Source organism: Cellulomonas fulva, from assembly GCF_018531375.1.
GTDB lineage: Bacteria > Actinomycetota > Actinomycetes > Actinomycetales > Cellulomonadaceae > Cellulomonas > Cellulomonas fulva.
The window spans coordinates 570,344-585,010 of the sequence record NZ_JAHBOH010000001.1 but is presented as its reverse complement, the minus strand read 5'-3'; the positions used below and the strand labels follow the sequence as shown (position 1 = coordinate 585,010).

Here is a 14,667-nt window from a genome sequence, read left to right as displayed (position 1 = left end):
CGGGGCCCGTCAGGGCAGCAGCACCAGCTTGCCGCGCGCGTGCCCGCCGCGGCTCGCGGTGTGCGCGAGCGCGACCTCCTCGAGCGGGTAGGTGCGCGCGACGCGCACGTCGAGCGACCCGTCGCCGGCGAGCTCGACGAGCTGCGCGCGCGCCTGCTCGCGCACCTGCGTGCCCGGGTCGGCGCCCGGGCCGCCGCCCAGCGCCCGGATGCCGAGCTCCGCGGCGCGACCGAACCCGGCGACGGTGACGACGGAGCCGCGGTCCCGGACCAGCTCGACGCTGGCCTCGAGCGCCTCGTCGGTCCCGACCGTGTCGATCGCGACGGTGGCGGGGCCCAGGCCCGCGTCCCGCAGCGCCGCGCGCACGCGGCGCACCAGGTCCTCGCCGTGGGCGACGGGGACCGCGCCCAGCTCGCGCAGGTCGTCGTGCGCGTCCGGCGACGCCGTGGCGACCACGTGGGCGCCCCGCAGGAGCGCGAGCTGCGTGACCATGCGGCCGACCCCGCCGGAGCCGCCGTGCACCAGCACGACGTCCCCGGTGCGCGTGCGGGTTGCGGTGAGCGTGTGGACGGCGGTGGTGCCCGTGACCATGAGCCCGGACGCCTCGGCCCACGGCAGCGTGGGTGGGCGGCGCACCGTGGACTGCTCGGGCACGACGAGCGCGCCCGCGTAGCCGCCGTCGACGCGCCAGGCGATCACCTCGTCGCCCTCGCTGAGCCAGCGCACGTTCGGGCCCGTCGCGGCGACCGTGCCCGCGACCTCGAGGCCGAGCCGCAGCGGCAGGCGCGCGGGGTCGCCGGCGGCGTAGGACTTCCAGTCGACCGGGTTGACCGCGGCGGCGCGGACGTCGAGGAGCACCTCGCCCGGACCGGGCTCGCCGGGGTCGACCTCGACGACGTGGAGCTGCTCCGGTCCTCCGTACGCGACGGCTACGACCGCCCTGGTGGTTGCCACGCGGGCAAGAGTGCACCCCCGGCCTGTTCCTGACCAGGGTGCGGCCGTCGAAGTTGCCGTGGCGACCCGGCGATCACCCGACCGGGTGACGTCAGGGGCGGCGGCCCAGCACGCGCTCGAGGTAGGGGTTGTCGAAGACGCCGTCCGGGTCCGCCCCGGCGCGGACGCGCTGCGCATCGGCGAACCGCGGGTACAGCTCGCCGAGCCGCTCGGCCTCGAGCCAGTGCAGCTTGCCCCAGTGCGGGCGGCCGGCGTGCGCGGCGACGATCTCCTCGACCGCCGTGAAGTAGCGCAGGTAGGGCAGGCGCCAGTACTGGTGGACGGCCACGTAGGCGGTCTCGCGGCCGTGCGCGGTGGACAGCCACAGGTCGTCGGCGGCCGCGAACCGCACCTCCACGGGGAAGGGCACGTGCTCGCCCGACGAGCGCACCCAGTGGTCCACGCGGTCCAGCACCTCGACGAGCGCCGCGCGCGGCACCGCGTACTCCATCTCCCGGAACCGGACGCGCCGCGGGGAGGCGAAGACCTGCGAGGAGCGCGCGACGTAGCGGCGCGGGGACAGGCTCCGGGCCGCGACCTGGTTGAGCTGCGGCGTGATCCGCGGGACCAGCGTGGTCAGCCGGTTGGTGACCTCGAACAGCGCGTTCGACAGCAGCTCGTCGTCGATCCAGCCGCGCACGGGGTTGAGGCCGGGGCCGTCGACGGCGCGGTTGTTGCGCTTGGTCAGGGTCCGGCGGGTGTGCGGGAACCAGTAGAACTCGAAGTGGTCGTTGCCCTCGACCAGGCCGTCCGGGCCGTCCAGCCCGGCGAGCACGTCGTCGAGCGCCCACGGCTCCTCGACGGCCTCGAGGCGGAACGCGGGCACCACCTCGAGCGTGACCGCGGCCAGCACGCCCACGCTGCCCAGGCCCAGGCGGGCGAGCTCGAAGAGCTCCGGGTGCTGCTCCGGCGACGTCTCGAGCACCTCGCCCGCCGCCGTCACCAGGCGCGCGCCGACCACCTGCGTGGCGAGGCCGCCCAGGCGCACGCCCGTGCCGTGGGTGCCGGTCGAGATCGCGCCGGCGATCGACTGCTGGTCGATGTCGCCGAGGTTGCGCATCGCCAGCCCGAGCGCGTCGAGCACGCCGTTGAGGGCGGACAGCCGGATGCCTGCGCCGACGGTGACGAGCGCGGTGCCGTCCGCGCGGCGCTCGACACGCTCGAGCGCGTCCAGCTGGTCGAGGTGCAGGTGCACCCCGTCGGTGACGGCGGCCGGGGTGAAGGAGTGCCCCGCGCCGACGGCCCGCACGCGGAGGCCGTCCGCGGCCGACTTGGCGACGGTGTCGGCCAGTTCCTGCAGGTCACGGGGGTGCACCACGCGCGCAGGCGTGGCCGCTGCGGTGCGCGCCCAGTTCTCCCAGCGCGACGTCGACGACAGCTCTCCCATGGTCCAGACTGTGGACTGAACGCTTGTCCAAGTCAAGCCGGGTGCGGCACCGTACGTCTATCGTTGAGCCGACGACACCGGCGGCCTGCGGGGGTCGACAGGGGGCGACGAGGTCGCGACAGGTGCACTGGAGGGGACCGCATGAACCGCATGCCTGTGGCCGAGCGGCGCGAGCAGCTCATCGAGGCGGCCATGGCGGTCGCGAGCCGGGACGGGATCGACGCCGCCACGGTGCGTGCGGTCGCGGCCGAGGCGGGGGTCTCGCTGGGCGTCGTGCACTACTGCTTCCAGGACAAGGCCGAGCTGATGCGGGCCATGGCGCACGCGATCACCGCCCAGAACACGCCGGCCGACCTGTCCGGCGTCCCGGAGGGCGCGCCGGTCGAGTCGGTGATCGAGGCGGTCGTCTCCGCGCTGTGGGACTCCATCCACGGCGCGCGCGGGGCGCAGCTCCTCAGCTACGAGCTGACGACCGCCTCGCTGCGGCAGTCGGAGCTCACGGAGGTCGCGCTCGAGCAGTACCAGGGCCAGTGGGCCGCGGCCCAGGCCGTGCTCACCGAGATCGGCCGCGTGTCGGACGTGTCCTGGGCGGTGCCCCCCGCGCAGCTCTCCAGGGTCGTCGTCGCGTTCGTCGACGGGATCTCGCTGTCCTGGCTGGTCGACGGGGACGACGACGCGGCCCGGTCGTCGATCCAGGGCTTCGGTCGCTTCCTGGCGAGCCTGACGCGCCCGACCGACGACGACGCCGCCGACGACGAGGGCGCTGCCGACGACGAGACCGCGGGACCCGCGGGCGCGGACGCCCGGGTCCAGGCGTGAGCCGCCCGGTCCCGGCCTCCGCCGCTGCGCGGGCGCGCCGGGCGGACGCCGTCGCGTTCGCCGCGCAGGGCTACGTCCTCACGACGATCCTGGCGAGCCTGCCGGTGGTGCAGGAGCGGTACGACCTCTCCGAGGACCAGCTCACCCTCGCGGTGCTCGGCGTGCTCCTCGCGGCCGCGGCCGGCTCGTTCGTCGCGGACCGCGTGACGCGCCGCGCCGGGGGCAGCCGGGTCGCGCTCGGGGCGGGCCTGCTCGCGGTCGCGGCCACGGTGCCCCTGCTCGCGTTCGCGCCGTCCTACGGCCTCGCGGTCGGGGCGTTCGTCCTCTACGGCGTCGCGCTCGGCATGGTCGACGCGGGCACCAACATGCAGGGCGTCGCGGTGCAGCAGGTGTACGGGCGCCCGCTGATGTCCGGCTTCCACGCGTCCTGGTCGGTCGGCGCGGTGGTGGGGGCGCTGTTCTGCTCCGCCACGGTGATGTGGCTGCCGCACGACTCGGCGCTCCTCGTCTTCCTGCCGGGGCTCCTCGTCGCCGCGGGCGCCGCCTGGCTCGAGCTGCGCGACGGCCTGCGCGCGCCCGTCGCGGGTGCCGGGGTCGGCGGCACCGGCGGCACCGGCGGCACCGGCGGGACCGCGGACGCCGGGGCGAGCGGCCTCGCGATCCCGTGGCGGCCGCTGCTGGTCCTCGGCGTCGCGCTGCTCGCGTTCTACGCCGCGGACAACGCCGCGCAGACCTGGGGCTCGCTCTACGTCGACGAGACGCTGGACGCCGCCGCGTGGCTCGGCCCGCTCACGCTCGCGGCCTACCTCGCGACCGCGCTGGTGCCGCGGCTCGTCGGGGACGCCGCCGTGCGGCGGTGGGGCCGCGTGCGCGTGGTGCGCACGGCGTCCCTCGTCGCGGCGGGCGGGCTCCTGCTCGTCGTCGTGGCGCCCGGTGCCGCGGTGGCCCTCGTCGGGTTCGCGCTCGCCGGCGCGGGGCTCGGTCTCGGCGCGCCGCTGTGCTTCTCGGCGGCCGGGGCGCTCGCCCCGGAGTCGGCCGACGCGGTGGTCGCGCGCCTGAACGTGTTCAACTACGGCGGCACGCTCCTCGGCGCGGTCCTGGTGGGCGTCGTCAGCAGCCTCACCTCGTTCCGCGTCGGGTTCCTGCTGCCGCTCGCGCTGGTGCTGGTCATCACCGCCCTGGCGGGCCAGTTCGCGGTGCACGACGCCGCCGACGCCCGCCGGGACGCCAGGAAGGTGGACGCATGACGCTCGGAGCCCGGCTCGACGCCGCCACGGGGCACCTGCCCGCACCGCTCGCCGTCGTGGACCTCGACGCGCTCGAGGCCAACGCGGCCGACCTCGTCGTGCGTGCCGCCGGGACCCCGGTGCGGGTGGCCAGCAAGTCCGTGCGGGTCCGCTCGGTGCTCGAGCGCGTGCTGGCGACGCCGGGCTTCGCGGGCGTGATGGCCTACTCGCTGCGGGAGGCGGTCTGGCTCGCGCGGCAGGGGGTGCGGGACGTCCTCGTCGGGTACCCGTCCGTGGACACGGGAGCGCTCGACGAGCTCGCGGCGGACCCGGCGGCGGCCGCGGCCGTGACGCTCATGGTCGACGACCTCGCGCAGGTGGACCTCGCGGCCAAGGCCGCCGTCGCGCACGGCACGCTGCTGCGCGTGTGCCTGGACGTCGACGCGTCCCTGCGCATCGCGCTCGGGCCGCTGCGCGCCCACCTGGGGGTGCGCCGCTCGCCGGTGCACACGCCGCAGGAGGTCGGCGACCTGGCCGAGGCGATCGCGCGCCGCGACGGCATCGTCGTGCGCGGGCTGATGTTCTACGAGGCGCAGGTGGCGGGCATGCCGGACTCGAGCGCCGCCGTGCGCGCGGTCAAGCGCCTGTCGGTGCGGGACCTGGCCACCCGGCGCGCGCTGTGCGTCGACGCGGTGACCCAGGCCGTCGGCCACCGGCTCGAGCTGGTGAACTCGGGCGGCTCGGGGTCGGTGCAGACGTCGGTCGGCGACCCGACGGTGACCGAGGTGACCGCGGGCTCCGGCCTCTTCGTGCCCACGCTGTTCGACGACTACCGCTCGTTCGAGCCCCGGCCCGCCGCGTACTTCGGGCTCGACGTCGTGCGCGTGCCGGCGCCCGGGCTCGCGACCGCGTTCGGCGGCGGGTACGTCGCGTCCGGCCCGGCCACCGCGTCGCGGCAGCCGCGGCCGGTGTGGCCCGCAGGGCTCGCGCTGACGCCGCGCGAGGGCGCGGGCGAGGTGCAGACGCCGCTGCGGCTGCGGGACCGGGCCGACCTGCGCGTCGGTGACCGGGTGTGGTTCCGGCACGCGAAGTCGGGCGAGGTCATGGAGCGGTTCGCCGACGTGCACCTGGTGCGCGGGGAGGCCGTGGAGGCGACCGTGCCGACGTACCGGGGCGAGGGGCTCTGCTTCGGCTGACCCGCCGGTAGCCTTGCCCGGTGACCCTGCGCCTGTACGACACCGCGACCCGCACGGTGCGCGACTTCACGCCGCGCACGGCGGGTGAGGTCGGCGTCTACCTGTGCGGCGCCACGGTGCAGGCGCCGCCGCACGTGGGCCACGTCCGGTCGGGCGTCGCGTTCGACGTCCTGGTCCGCTGGCTGCGCCGCCAGGGCCTGCGCGTGACGCTGGTCCGCAACGTCACCGACATCGACGACAAGATCCTGGCGAAGTCCGCGGCCGCCGGGGAGCCGTGGTGGGCCTGGGCGATGGCGAACGAGCGCGCGTTCACGCGCGCGTACGACGCGCTGGGCGTCCTGCCGCCGACGTACGAGCCGCGAGCGACCGGGCACGTCCCCGCGATGGTCGACCTGATGCGCACCCTCGTCGACGCGGGCCACGCGTACGTCGCGGCCGAGGGCGACGTGTACTTCGACGTCCGCTCCTTCCCGGGATACGGCGCGCTGACCAACCAGCCGGTCGACGACATGGTGCCCGCACCCGACGACGCGCCGGTGGGCGGCGCCAAGCGCGACGTGCACGACTTCGCGCTCTGGAAGGCCGCGAAGCCCGGCGAGCCGCCCACGGCGAGCTGGGACACCCCGTTCGGCCGCGGCCGCCCGGGCTGGCACCTCGAGTGCTCGGCGATGGCGGTGCGGTACCTGGGCCCGGAGTTCGACATCCACGGCGGCGGGCTCGACCTGCGGTTCCCGCACCACGAGAACGAGCTCGCGCAGTCGCACGCGGCGGGCCAGCAGTTCGCGCGGTTCTGGCTGCACAACGGCTGGGTCACGCAGGGCGGCGCCAAGATGAGCAAGTCCCTGGGCAACGGCCTGCTGGTCGACGTGGTGCTGCAGCAGGCGCGCGCCGCGGTGGTCCGCTACGCGCTGACCGCGGTGCAGTACCGCTCGATGCTCGAGTGGAGCGAGGACACGCTACGCGAGGCCGAGGCCACGTGGGACCGGCTGTCCGGGTTCGTCACGCGCGCCGCCGAGCAGGTGGGGACCGCGTCCGACGAGGAGGTCGCGGCAGCCGAGCTGCCCGCGGACTTCGTCGCGGCGATGGACGACGACCTCAACGTGCCCGCCGCGCTCGCGGTGGTGCACGAGACGCTGCGCGCGGGGAACACGGCGCTCGCCGCCGGCGACCCGGCGGCCGCGCGCGCCGCGATGGTGACGCTCCGGTCGATGCTCGACGTGCTGGGCCTCGACCCCGGCTCGGCGCAGTGGCGCTCGCGCGCCGCCGACGAGCGGTACGCGTCCGCGCTCGAGGCGGTCGTCGCCGGCGAGCTCGAGGCGCGCGCCGCGGCGCGCGCCGCACGTGACTTCGCGACGTCCGACGCGATCCGCGACCGCCTGGCGGCCGCGGGCATCGTCGTCGAGGACTCGCCCACCGGCGCGCGCTGGACGCTCGCCCCCCGATCGGAGGACTGATGGCCGGCAACTCCCAGCGTCGCGGTGCGACGCGCAAGACGGGCTCGAAGAAGGGCGCCTCCACGGGCACGGGCGGGCACAGCCGCCGCGCGCTCGAGGGCAAGGGCCCGACGCCCAAGGCCGAGGACCGCGTCTACCACGTCGCCCACAAGCGCAAGGTCGCCGCGGAGAAGTCCGGCGGCCGGCCCTCGGGCGGGCGGGGCTCCTCGGGCGGGCGGCCCGCCGGGCTCAAGGGCGGCCGCAAGTCCTCGACGCACGAGATCGTGTCCGGGCGGAACTCGGTGCTCGAGGCGCTGCGCGTCGGCGTGCCGATCGCCACGGTCTACCTCGCGACCCGGCTCGAGGCCGACGACCGCACGCGCGAGATCATCTCGATCGCGGCCGACGCGGGCTACCCGCTGCTCGAGGTGACCCGCACCGAGCTCGACCGGCTCACGGACGGCTCGGTGCACCAGGGCGTCGCGATCCAGGTGCCGCCGTACGCGTACGCCGACGACGAGGACCTGCTGGACCGCGCGGCGGCGGCCGGCACGAGCCCGCTCGTCGTCGCCCTGGACGGGGTCACCGACCCCCGCAACCTCGGCGCGGTGCTCCGTTCGGCCGGCGCGTTCGGTGCGCACGGGCTGCTGGTGCCGGAGCGTCGCTCGGCCGGCGTCACGGCCGCCGCGTGGAAGGTCTCCGCGGGAGCCGCGGCGCGGGTGCCGGTCGCGCGCGTCACCAACCTGGCCCGCACGCTGCAGGAGTGGAAGAAGGCCGGCGTCTTCGTCGTCGGGCTCGACGGCGGCGGCGACGTGGCCATCGGCGACCTGCCGTACGCGACCGACCCGCTCGTGCTCGTCGTGGGCTCGGAGGGCAAGGGCATCTCGCGGCTGGTGCGCGAGCAGTGCGACGCGATCGCCTCGATCCCGATCGGCGGCGACGTCGAGTCGCTCAACGCCGGCGTCGCCGCGGGGATCGCGCTCTACGAGGTCGCCGCTCGTCGTGCCTGAGCGCGCCGTGCCCGAGCGTGCGGTGCCTGAGCGTGCGGTGCCCGAGCGTGCGGTGCCCGTGCTCGAGGTCGCGGTGCAGGACGTGGCCGGTGCCCTCGCGGCCGTGGCCGCGGGCGCGGACCGCCTCGAGCTGTGCGTCGCGCTCGGTGCCACGGGCGGGCTGACGCCGAGCCCCGGGCTGCTCGAGGCGGTCCTCGACGCGGTCCCCGGGACGGGCGTGCACGTGCTGGTGCGCCCGCGGCCGGGCGGGTTCCGGTACGGCGACGACGAGGTCGACGTGCAGGTCCGCGACGTGCGGGCGGCGGTGGCCGCGGGCGCCGCGGGCGTGGTCGTCGGCGCGCTGGCGGACGGGCGCGCGAGCGGCGTCGACCAGCGCGCGCTCGCGCGGCTGGTCGTGGCGGCTGACGGGCGCGAGGTCACCTTCCACCGGGCGTTCGACGTGCTCGACGACGTCGCCGGCACGCTCGACGTGCTCGCGGCGGCGGGCGTGCGCCGGGTGCTGACCTCGGGCGGCGCGGCCCGCGCGGGCGACGGGCTCCCGCGCCTCGCGGCCACCGTCCGGGCGGCGGCGGGCCGGATCGAGGTCATGGCCGGCGGTGGGGTGCGGCCCGACGACGTCGCCGCGCTCGTCGGGCTCGGCGTGGACGCGGTGCACCTGTCCGCGTCCGTGCCGGTGGCCGACGACGGTGGTCCGGGCGGCGGCGGCACGCAGGGCCGGACCGCGACGGACCCGGGCACGGTCGCGCAGGCTCGTCAGGCCCTCGACGCCGCCAGCTGACGGTGGCGCGCCGGGGCGTCAGCCGATGATCTCGTCGTCGACGCGCGGGATCGTCTCGGTGTCCCGCAGGTCGCCGGGCTGCACGCCCAGGATCGCCTGCTCGTCGGGACGGTTGGGCAGGATGTTCTTCACGTAGCTCTTCACCGCCTCCTTCATCGGGACGTCGCGGTGCTGCTGCTCGGACAGGAACCAGCGGTGGTCCAGCAGCTCGTGGAAGATCTGCGCGGGCTCGAGCTTGCCGCGCAGCTCGCGCGGGACCTTCCGCACGGCGGGCTCGAAGACCTCGGTCAGCCAGTCGTGCGCGACGAACGACTCGTCCTCCGCCTGCCGGTCCGTCGCCGCCCGGAACTCGTCGAGGTCGTTGAGGAGGCGGCGCGCCTGGTTCTCGCCGACGTCGAGACCCGTGAGCCGCATGAGCCGCCGGCTGTGGTGACCGGACTCGACGACCTTGGGCTGGATCCGCACGGTGGTCCCGTCGAGGTCGCTCGTGATGTCGAGCTCGCCGACGTCGAAGCCCAGGTCGTTGAGCCGGTCGATGCGCGCCTGCACGCGCCAGCGCTCGCCGTACCCGAACGACTCGACCTCGGTCAGCGCGCGCCACAGCTCGCCGTAGCGCTCGGCGAGCGCGTCGCCGATCGCGACGGCGTCGACGTCCTCCTCGAGGAAGTCGCCGGCCTGCAGGTCCATGAGCTCGCCGATGATGTTCACGCGCGCGACCTCGAGGTCGTACCCGCGCTGGCCGGCGGTGAGCCGCTCGTGCAGGTCCCCGGTCTCGGCGTCGACCAGGTAGGCGGCGAACGTCTCCGCGTCCCGGCGGAACAGCGTGTTCGAGAGCGACACGTCGCCCCAGTAGAAGCCCGCGATGTGCAGCCGGACCAGCAGGACGGCGAGCGCGTCGATCAGGCGCGTGGCGGTGTCCGGGCGCAGCGACTGGCTGAACAGCGAGCGGTACGGCAGCGAGAACTGCAGGTGCTGGGTGATCAGCACCGCCTCGAGCGGCTCGCCCTCGGGCGACCGCCGGCCCGTGATCACGCCGACCGGCTCGACCGACGGCACGTCCAGGCGCCGCAGCTGGCGCAGCAGCTCGTACTCGCGGTACGCGACCGTCTCGCCGATCTCCTTGATCGCGATGACCCGGCCGGACAGGCGCGCGAACCGCACGATGTGCCGGGAGATGCCGCGGGGCAGGGCCGCGAGCGTCTCGGCCGGCCAGTGCTCGAGCGGGATGTGCCACGGCAGGTCGAGCAGCGCGGGGTCGGGGGAGGCCGCGGTGATCTGCAGCTGCTGCCGGTTCGGCTTCATGCCCCCATCCTTCCAGCGCCCGGGCCCCGCGCGCGCCCCTGGGGACGGGTCAGTCGAGCTCGCGCACCGCGCGGCGCTCGACCTCGTCGAGCACCTCGTCGGCCGCCTCGGGCGAGATGGCGCCCGAGCTGCGGGCGTCCACGACGACGCGGCGCTCGACCTCGCCGGCCGCGCGCAGCAGGTCCTCGACCGCCTCGCGGTCGCCCTCGTCGTCGTCGGCGTCCCCGCCGTACCGGGCGGTGGTCAGCGCGAGCTGCGCCGAGAGGTAGCCCTGGTACTCCAGCCGGACGGCGTCGCGGACGCGCTCCGGCGCGCCCGCGCCGATGTCGTCCAGCGACTCCAGCACCGCCAGCGTCGCGCGCTCGCGCAGCTCCCGGACCTCCTGCGCCGGGTCGACCTCGGTGCCGACGCGCAGGCGGGTGACGAGCGGGGCGAGCGTCAGCCCCTGCAGGACCAGCGTGACCAGGACGGTCACGAGCGCGACGACCACGATCGTGCCGCGGTCCGGGAACGCCCCGCCGCCGTCCACCGCGACCGGGAGCGCGAGCGCCGTCGCGACCGTCACCACCCCGCGCATGCCCGCCCAGGAGGTCACCACCGCCTCACGCCCGCTCGCCGGGCGGTCGCCGCGGCCGCGTGGGACCAGCCACGTCACGACGAGCACCCAGCCGAACCGCACGGCGACGAGCGTCAGGCAGACCCAGCCCGCCATCGCCAGCGCGGCGCCGCGGTCGTCGTGGTTGCTCAGCACCTCGGTGAGCTCGAACCCGATGAAGACGAAGACGAGGCTCGTGATCAGGTAGTCCGCGTACCGCCAGACCGCGCGCCCCAGCAGCCACCCGCCGGAGGTGAGCGCGCTGTGGCTCCGCCCGCGCAGGTACAGCCCCAGCGTGAGCACCGCGAGCACGCCCGAGCCCTCCAGGCGGTCCGCCAGCACGTACACCGCGAACGGCAGCGCGATGGTCACCGTGGTCTCGGCCGGCGCCGAGTGGAGCCCGTGCAGCGCCCAGTGACCCAGCACGCCGGCGAGCAGCCCGAGGCCCACGCCGACGGCGAGCGCGAGCACCAGGCCGAGGCCCAGGTCCCCGGCGGTGACGTGCCCCGCCACCACCGCCGCGACCGCGACGTTGTAGAGCACGAGCGCGGTGGCGTCGTTGAACATGCCCTCGCCCTCGAGGACCGTCACCAGCCGCCCCGGCAGGCGCAGCCGGCGCGCGACCGCCGTGGCCGCCACGGGGTCCGGGGGCGCCACGATCGCGCCGAGCGCCGCGGCCGGCGCCCAGGGCAGGCCCATCGCGTGCGCGACCGCCGCCGCCGCCACCGCGCTCGCGAGCGTGAGGCCGACGGCCAGCCACCCGATCGTCCCGGCGTTGTCCTTGAAGTCGCGGCCGGTGGCGCGCTGGGTCGCGGCGAACAGCAGGGGCGGCAGGACCAGCGGCAGGATCAGGTCCGGCTCGATGCGCAGGTCCGGCACGCCGGGGACCAGGGGCACCGCGAGGCCGAACAGCGTCAGCAGCACGGGGTAGGGGACGCGGATGCGGTCCGCCACGGGCGTCAGTGCGACGACGCCGGCGACCAGGACTCCGACCACGAGCAGCACGGGCATGGCCCCAGCCTGCCGCAGACGGACGGAGGGCGGGCAGCGACCGGGTGGTCGCCGCCCGCCCTCCGGACGGTGCGGGGTGGGTCAGCCGATGCGCTCGCCCGAGCCCGCGTGGAACAGGTGCTGCTCGCCCGGGCGGATGCGGACGTTGATCGTCTCGCCCTTGGCGGGGACCTGGCGCGGGTCGCAGCGCACGATGACCTGCGCGTCGCCGGCACCGGAGTGCACGACGTCGGCCTGCCCGAACTCGTTGGTGAGCGAGCCGTAGACGAACGCGTCCGAGCCGAGCTCCTCGACGATGTTCACGACGACCGGGATCGAGTCCGGCGAGCCCTGGGGGAGCACGTCGAGCGACTCGGGACGGAAGCCGATGGTGACGTGGTTCTTGTCGTCCTCGGTGAACTGGCCGATGGCCTCACGGGCGACGGGCACGCGGGCGCGGCCCAGGACGGCGTAGCCGTCGAGCACCGGGAACGTGCCGATGTTCATGGCCGGCGAGCCGATGAAGCCGGCGACGAAGACGTTGGCCGGGGTGTCGTACATCTCGCGCGGCGTGCCGACCTGCTGCAGGAGGCCGTCCTTGAGCACCGCGATGCGGTCGCCCATGGTCAGCGCCTCGGTCTGGTCGTGCGTGACGTAGACCGTGGTGACGCCGAGGCGGCGCTGCAGCGACGCGATCTGCGTACGCGTCTGGACACGGAGCTTGGCGTCGAGGTTCGACAGCGGCTCGTCCATGAGGAACACCTGCGGCTGACGCACGATGGCGCGGCCCATGGCGACGCGCTGGCGCTGGCCACCGGAGAGGGCCTTCGGCTTGCGGTCGAGGTACTGGCTCAGGTCGAGGATCTGGGCGGCCTCCTCGACGCGCTGGCGGATCTCGGCCTTCGGGGTGCCGGCGATCTTGAGCGCGAAGCCCATGTTGTCGGCCACCGTCATGTGCGGGTACAGCGCGTAGTTCTGGAACACCATCGCGATGTCGCGGTCCTTCGGCTGGACGTCCGTGACGTCGCGGTCGCCGATGAGGATGCGGCCGGCGTTGACGTCCTCCAGGCCGGCGAGCATGCGCAGCGACGTCGACTTGCCGCAGCCGGAGGGGCCGACGAGGACGAGGAACTCGCCGTCCTCGATGTGGAGGTTGAGCGCGTCCACCGCGGGGCGCTCCGTGCCCGGGTAGACCCGGGTCGCGTGGTCGAACGTGACAGTAGCCATGGCGCTACCAATCCCTTCACCGGCAGGTACGTGCCGGACGATCCGTCGTGAAAGGTGTGCAGTGTCTTCACTGACACAGGCCGCCGGAGGAGAACCTCCGTCGGCCCGGGGCAATCCTGCCACACCGGACAGGGTGCGCGGTGACCTCCGTCACTCGTCCGGCGGTCCCCTCGCAGGCTCGCCGGCGGGCAGCTGGGCAGCCGGGCAGGGTCAGCCGGCGGCGAGCAGCGTGGCGGAGCCGTCGAGCCCGCGCAGCAGCAGGTGCCCGTCCCACGCCGTGACCTGTCCCAGCGCGCCGGCGGGGGCCGGGAGCACCCGCGAGGCGTCGACCTGCCACCGCGGGGCGCCGTCGTCGAGGTCCAGCCCGTGGAGGGTCCCGTCGGTGGTGAGCACGACGATGCTGCGCCCGTCGGTGCCCACGTACGCGGCGCGCTCGCCCGTGACCGCCGTCCACCGGAGCTCGCCGGTGGCCGCGTCGTAGGACCTCGCGCCCGTGCCGGTGCCGACCGTGACCGAGCCGTCCAGCACCACCGGTCCACCGGTCAGCCCGTCGGCCTGCCACCGCACGGTCCCGGTCCCGCGGTCCCGCACGACGAGCGCGCCCGAGCGCACGGTGTCCGTCAGGAACACCAGGTCCCGCGCGGTGGAGTCGTCGACGGTGGGGTCGAGCAGGGTCTCGTGGACCCGCACGCGCCGGCCGTCGGCGGTGAGGAGCGCGCCGGGGATGTCCGCCGGCTGCGACACGGGCTGCCAGACGACGGTGCCGCCGGGGCCGAGCTCCGCGAACCCGTCGACGCCCACCCCCGCGTCCCGTACCAGGCGACCGCCGTCCAGGACCCACAGGTGCGCGGAGTGCACCAGCAGCACGCGCCCGTCCCGCGCGGACAGGAGGGCGGAGGAGTCGACGTCCCGCGAGCCGGGCACCACCCGGTCGACGCGCCGCACCACCGGCGTCCTCGCGTCCCAGAGCACCTCGCCGCTGGACGCGTCGGTCGCCGTGACCCGCCAGACCACGTCGGCCGGGTCCGGACCGGGCGCGCTCGTCGCGACGACGAGCGCCGCCCCGGACGTGGTCCACGCCGCGTCGGGCGGCAGCGGCCGCGTGGCGACGACCCGGCCGTCGATCCCGTCGACCACCGCGGTGCGCGTCCCGACCAGGCGGGCGTTGGTGAGCGCGCACAGCAGCCGCGCCTGGCGCAGCGCGACGCACCGGACCCGGGACACGCTCGGGGCGCCGGTCGCGACGGCGACGGCGTCCGCGTCGTCGAGGGGGAACGGCGTCCGCCACGCCTCGTCCCCGGTCCGCACGTCGTAGCCGACGAGCGAGGGGTGGCTGAGGTCGGTCCCCGCCGGCGCGCCCCAGCCGCCCGCGTCCCGCACGGCGACGACGCGCCCCGCGACGGGGACGTCCGTGAGGACCTCGCGGCCGCCGCCCAGGTGCCAGAGGGCGCGGACCGGCGTCGCGACCGGCTGCAGGAGGCCGCGGACGTCGGCGAGCTCGTCGAGCCGGCGCCGCTCGCCACGGTCGAGCACGCCCTGCGTCACGACGAGCGCGGCGGCGACGGCCCCGGCCGCGAGGCCGAGCCACAGCGCGGCCCGGCGCGACGGGCGTCGGCGGGGCGGCTCCGACGGGCCGGCCGCGGGCGCCTCGTCGAGCTCGACCGCGACCATCCGGGACCCCGACGTCGGCACGGAACCGACGCTACGCCTC

General features: G+C 75.8%; 12 protein-coding genes. 6 read left to right on the top strand and 6 right to left on the bottom strand.

Annotated features, from left to right (window positions below):
• Nucleotides 1-9: 9 nt before the first annotated feature.
• Together KIN34_RS02555 and KIN34_RS02550 are read right to left on the bottom strand one after the other, a co-directional pair.
• Entirely contained in the window at nucleotides 10-954 is a 945-nt protein-coding gene (locus KIN34_RS02555; protein WP_307858052.1) for a quinone oxidoreductase family protein, read from the bottom strand.
• Between the two features lie 91 nt (nucleotides 955-1,045).
• The gene (locus KIN34_RS02550; protein ID WP_214346234.1) at nucleotides 1,046-2,380 is read right to left on the bottom strand and encodes a D-arabinono-1,4-lactone oxidase; all 1,335 of its coding nucleotides are present in this window, start codon (nucleotides 2,378-2,380) and stop codon (nucleotides 1,046-1,048) included.
• Nucleotides 2,381-2,521: 141 nt separating this feature from the next.
• On the opposite strand from KIN34_RS02550, the gene KIN34_RS02545 reads away from it, so the two are divergent.
• Genes KIN34_RS02545 through KIN34_RS02520 form a run of 6 tightly spaced genes read left to right on the top strand, consistent with a single transcriptional unit; the run spans nucleotide 2,522 to nucleotide 8,842 of the window.
• On the top strand, nucleotides 2,522-3,199 hold the full coding sequence (locus tag KIN34_RS02545) for a TetR/AcrR family transcriptional regulator (protein WP_214346231.1): 678 nt from the start codon (nucleotides 2,522-2,524) through the stop codon (nucleotides 3,197-3,199).
• Nucleotides 3,196-4,446: an MFS transporter gene (locus KIN34_RS02540; RefSeq protein ID WP_214346228.1), complete on the top strand. Its 1,251-nt coding sequence runs from the start codon at nucleotides 3,196-3,198 to the stop codon at nucleotides 4,444-4,446. Before KIN34_RS02545 ends, KIN34_RS02540 begins: the two co-directional genes overlap by 4 nt.
• Nucleotides 4,443-5,621, top strand: coding sequence for an amino acid deaminase/aldolase (locus tag KIN34_RS02535; protein ID WP_214346225.1), 1,179 nt, complete (start codon nucleotides 4,443-4,445; stop codon nucleotides 5,619-5,621). The genes KIN34_RS02540 and KIN34_RS02535 overlap by 4 nt, the downstream gene beginning before the upstream one ends.
• Nucleotides 5,622-5,641: 20 nt before the next feature.
• Complete coding sequence (gene cysS / locus KIN34_RS02530; RefSeq protein ID WP_214346222.1) at nucleotides 5,642-7,075, top strand: cysteine--tRNA ligase; 1,434 nt, start codon at nucleotides 5,642-5,644, stop codon at nucleotides 7,073-7,075.
• Entirely contained in the window at nucleotides 7,075-8,064 is a 990-nt protein-coding gene (gene rlmB, locus KIN34_RS02525; protein WP_214346220.1) for a 23S rRNA (guanosine(2251)-2'-O)-methyltransferase RlmB, read from the top strand. The genes cysS and rlmB overlap by 1 nt, the downstream gene beginning before the upstream one ends.
• Nucleotides 8,065-8,101: 37 nt before the next feature.
• Nucleotides 8,102-8,842 carry a copper homeostasis protein CutC gene (locus tag KIN34_RS02520; RefSeq protein WP_372449549.1) on the top strand — a complete coding sequence of 247 codons (741 nt, stop codon included), beginning with the start codon at nucleotides 8,102-8,104 and terminating at the stop codon, nucleotides 8,840-8,842.
• A gap of 18 nt (nucleotides 8,843-8,860) precedes the next feature.
• On the opposite strand, the gene KIN34_RS02515 is transcribed toward KIN34_RS02520, so the two are convergent.
• From KIN34_RS02515 to KIN34_RS02500, 4 genes are all read right to left on the bottom strand, one after another.
• Nucleotides 8,861-10,144 (bottom strand): DUF4032 domain-containing protein, encoded by a 1,284-nt coding sequence (locus KIN34_RS02515; RefSeq protein WP_214346218.1) that lies wholly within the window; start codon nucleotides 10,142-10,144, stop codon nucleotides 8,861-8,863.
• A 49-nt stretch (nucleotides 10,145-10,193) separates the two neighbouring features.
• Nucleotides 10,194-11,750, bottom strand: coding sequence for a cation:proton antiporter (locus KIN34_RS02510; RefSeq protein WP_214346216.1), 1,557 nt, complete (start codon nucleotides 11,748-11,750; stop codon nucleotides 10,194-10,196).
• 81 nt (nucleotides 11,751-11,831) lie between these two features.
• The gene (locus KIN34_RS02505; protein ID WP_214346214.1) at nucleotides 11,832-12,956 is read right to left on the bottom strand and encodes an ABC transporter ATP-binding protein; all 1,125 of its coding nucleotides are present in this window, start codon (nucleotides 12,954-12,956) and stop codon (nucleotides 11,832-11,834) included.
• Between the two features lie 210 nt (nucleotides 12,957-13,166).
• Nucleotides 13,167-14,648 (bottom strand): outer membrane protein assembly factor BamB family protein, encoded by a 1,482-nt coding sequence (locus tag KIN34_RS02500; RefSeq protein WP_214346212.1) that lies wholly within the window; start codon nucleotides 14,646-14,648, stop codon nucleotides 13,167-13,169.
• Nucleotides 14,649-14,667: the final 19 nt, after the last annotated feature.

Bases quoted from the DNA above. Each gene is read 5' to 3' on its own strand.
- rlmB (WP_214346220.1), top strand. From the start codon at position 7,075: ATGGCCGGCAACTCCCAGCGTCGCGGTGCGACGCGCAAGACGGGCTCG.
- KIN34_RS02545 (WP_214346231.1), top strand. From the start codon at position 2,522: ATGAACCGCATGCCTGTGGCCGAGCGGCGCGAGCAGCTCATCGAGGCG.
- KIN34_RS02505 (WP_214346214.1), bottom strand. From the start codon at position 12,956: ATGGCTACTGTCACGTTCGACCACGCGACCCGGGTCTACCCGGGCACG.
- KIN34_RS02510 (WP_214346216.1), bottom strand. From the start codon at position 11,750: ATGCCCGTGCTGCTCGTGGTCGGAGTCCTGGTCGCCGGCGTCGTCGCA.
- KIN34_RS02535 (WP_214346225.1), top strand. From the start codon at position 4,443: ATGACGCTCGGAGCCCGGCTCGACGCCGCCACGGGGCACCTGCCCGCA.
- KIN34_RS02550 (WP_214346234.1), bottom strand. From the start codon at position 2,380: ATGGGAGAGCTGTCGTCGACGTCGCGCTGGGAGAACTGGGCGCGCACC.
- KIN34_RS02515 (WP_214346218.1), bottom strand. From the start codon at position 10,144: ATGAAGCCGAACCGGCAGCAGCTGCAGATCACCGCGGCCTCCCCCGAC.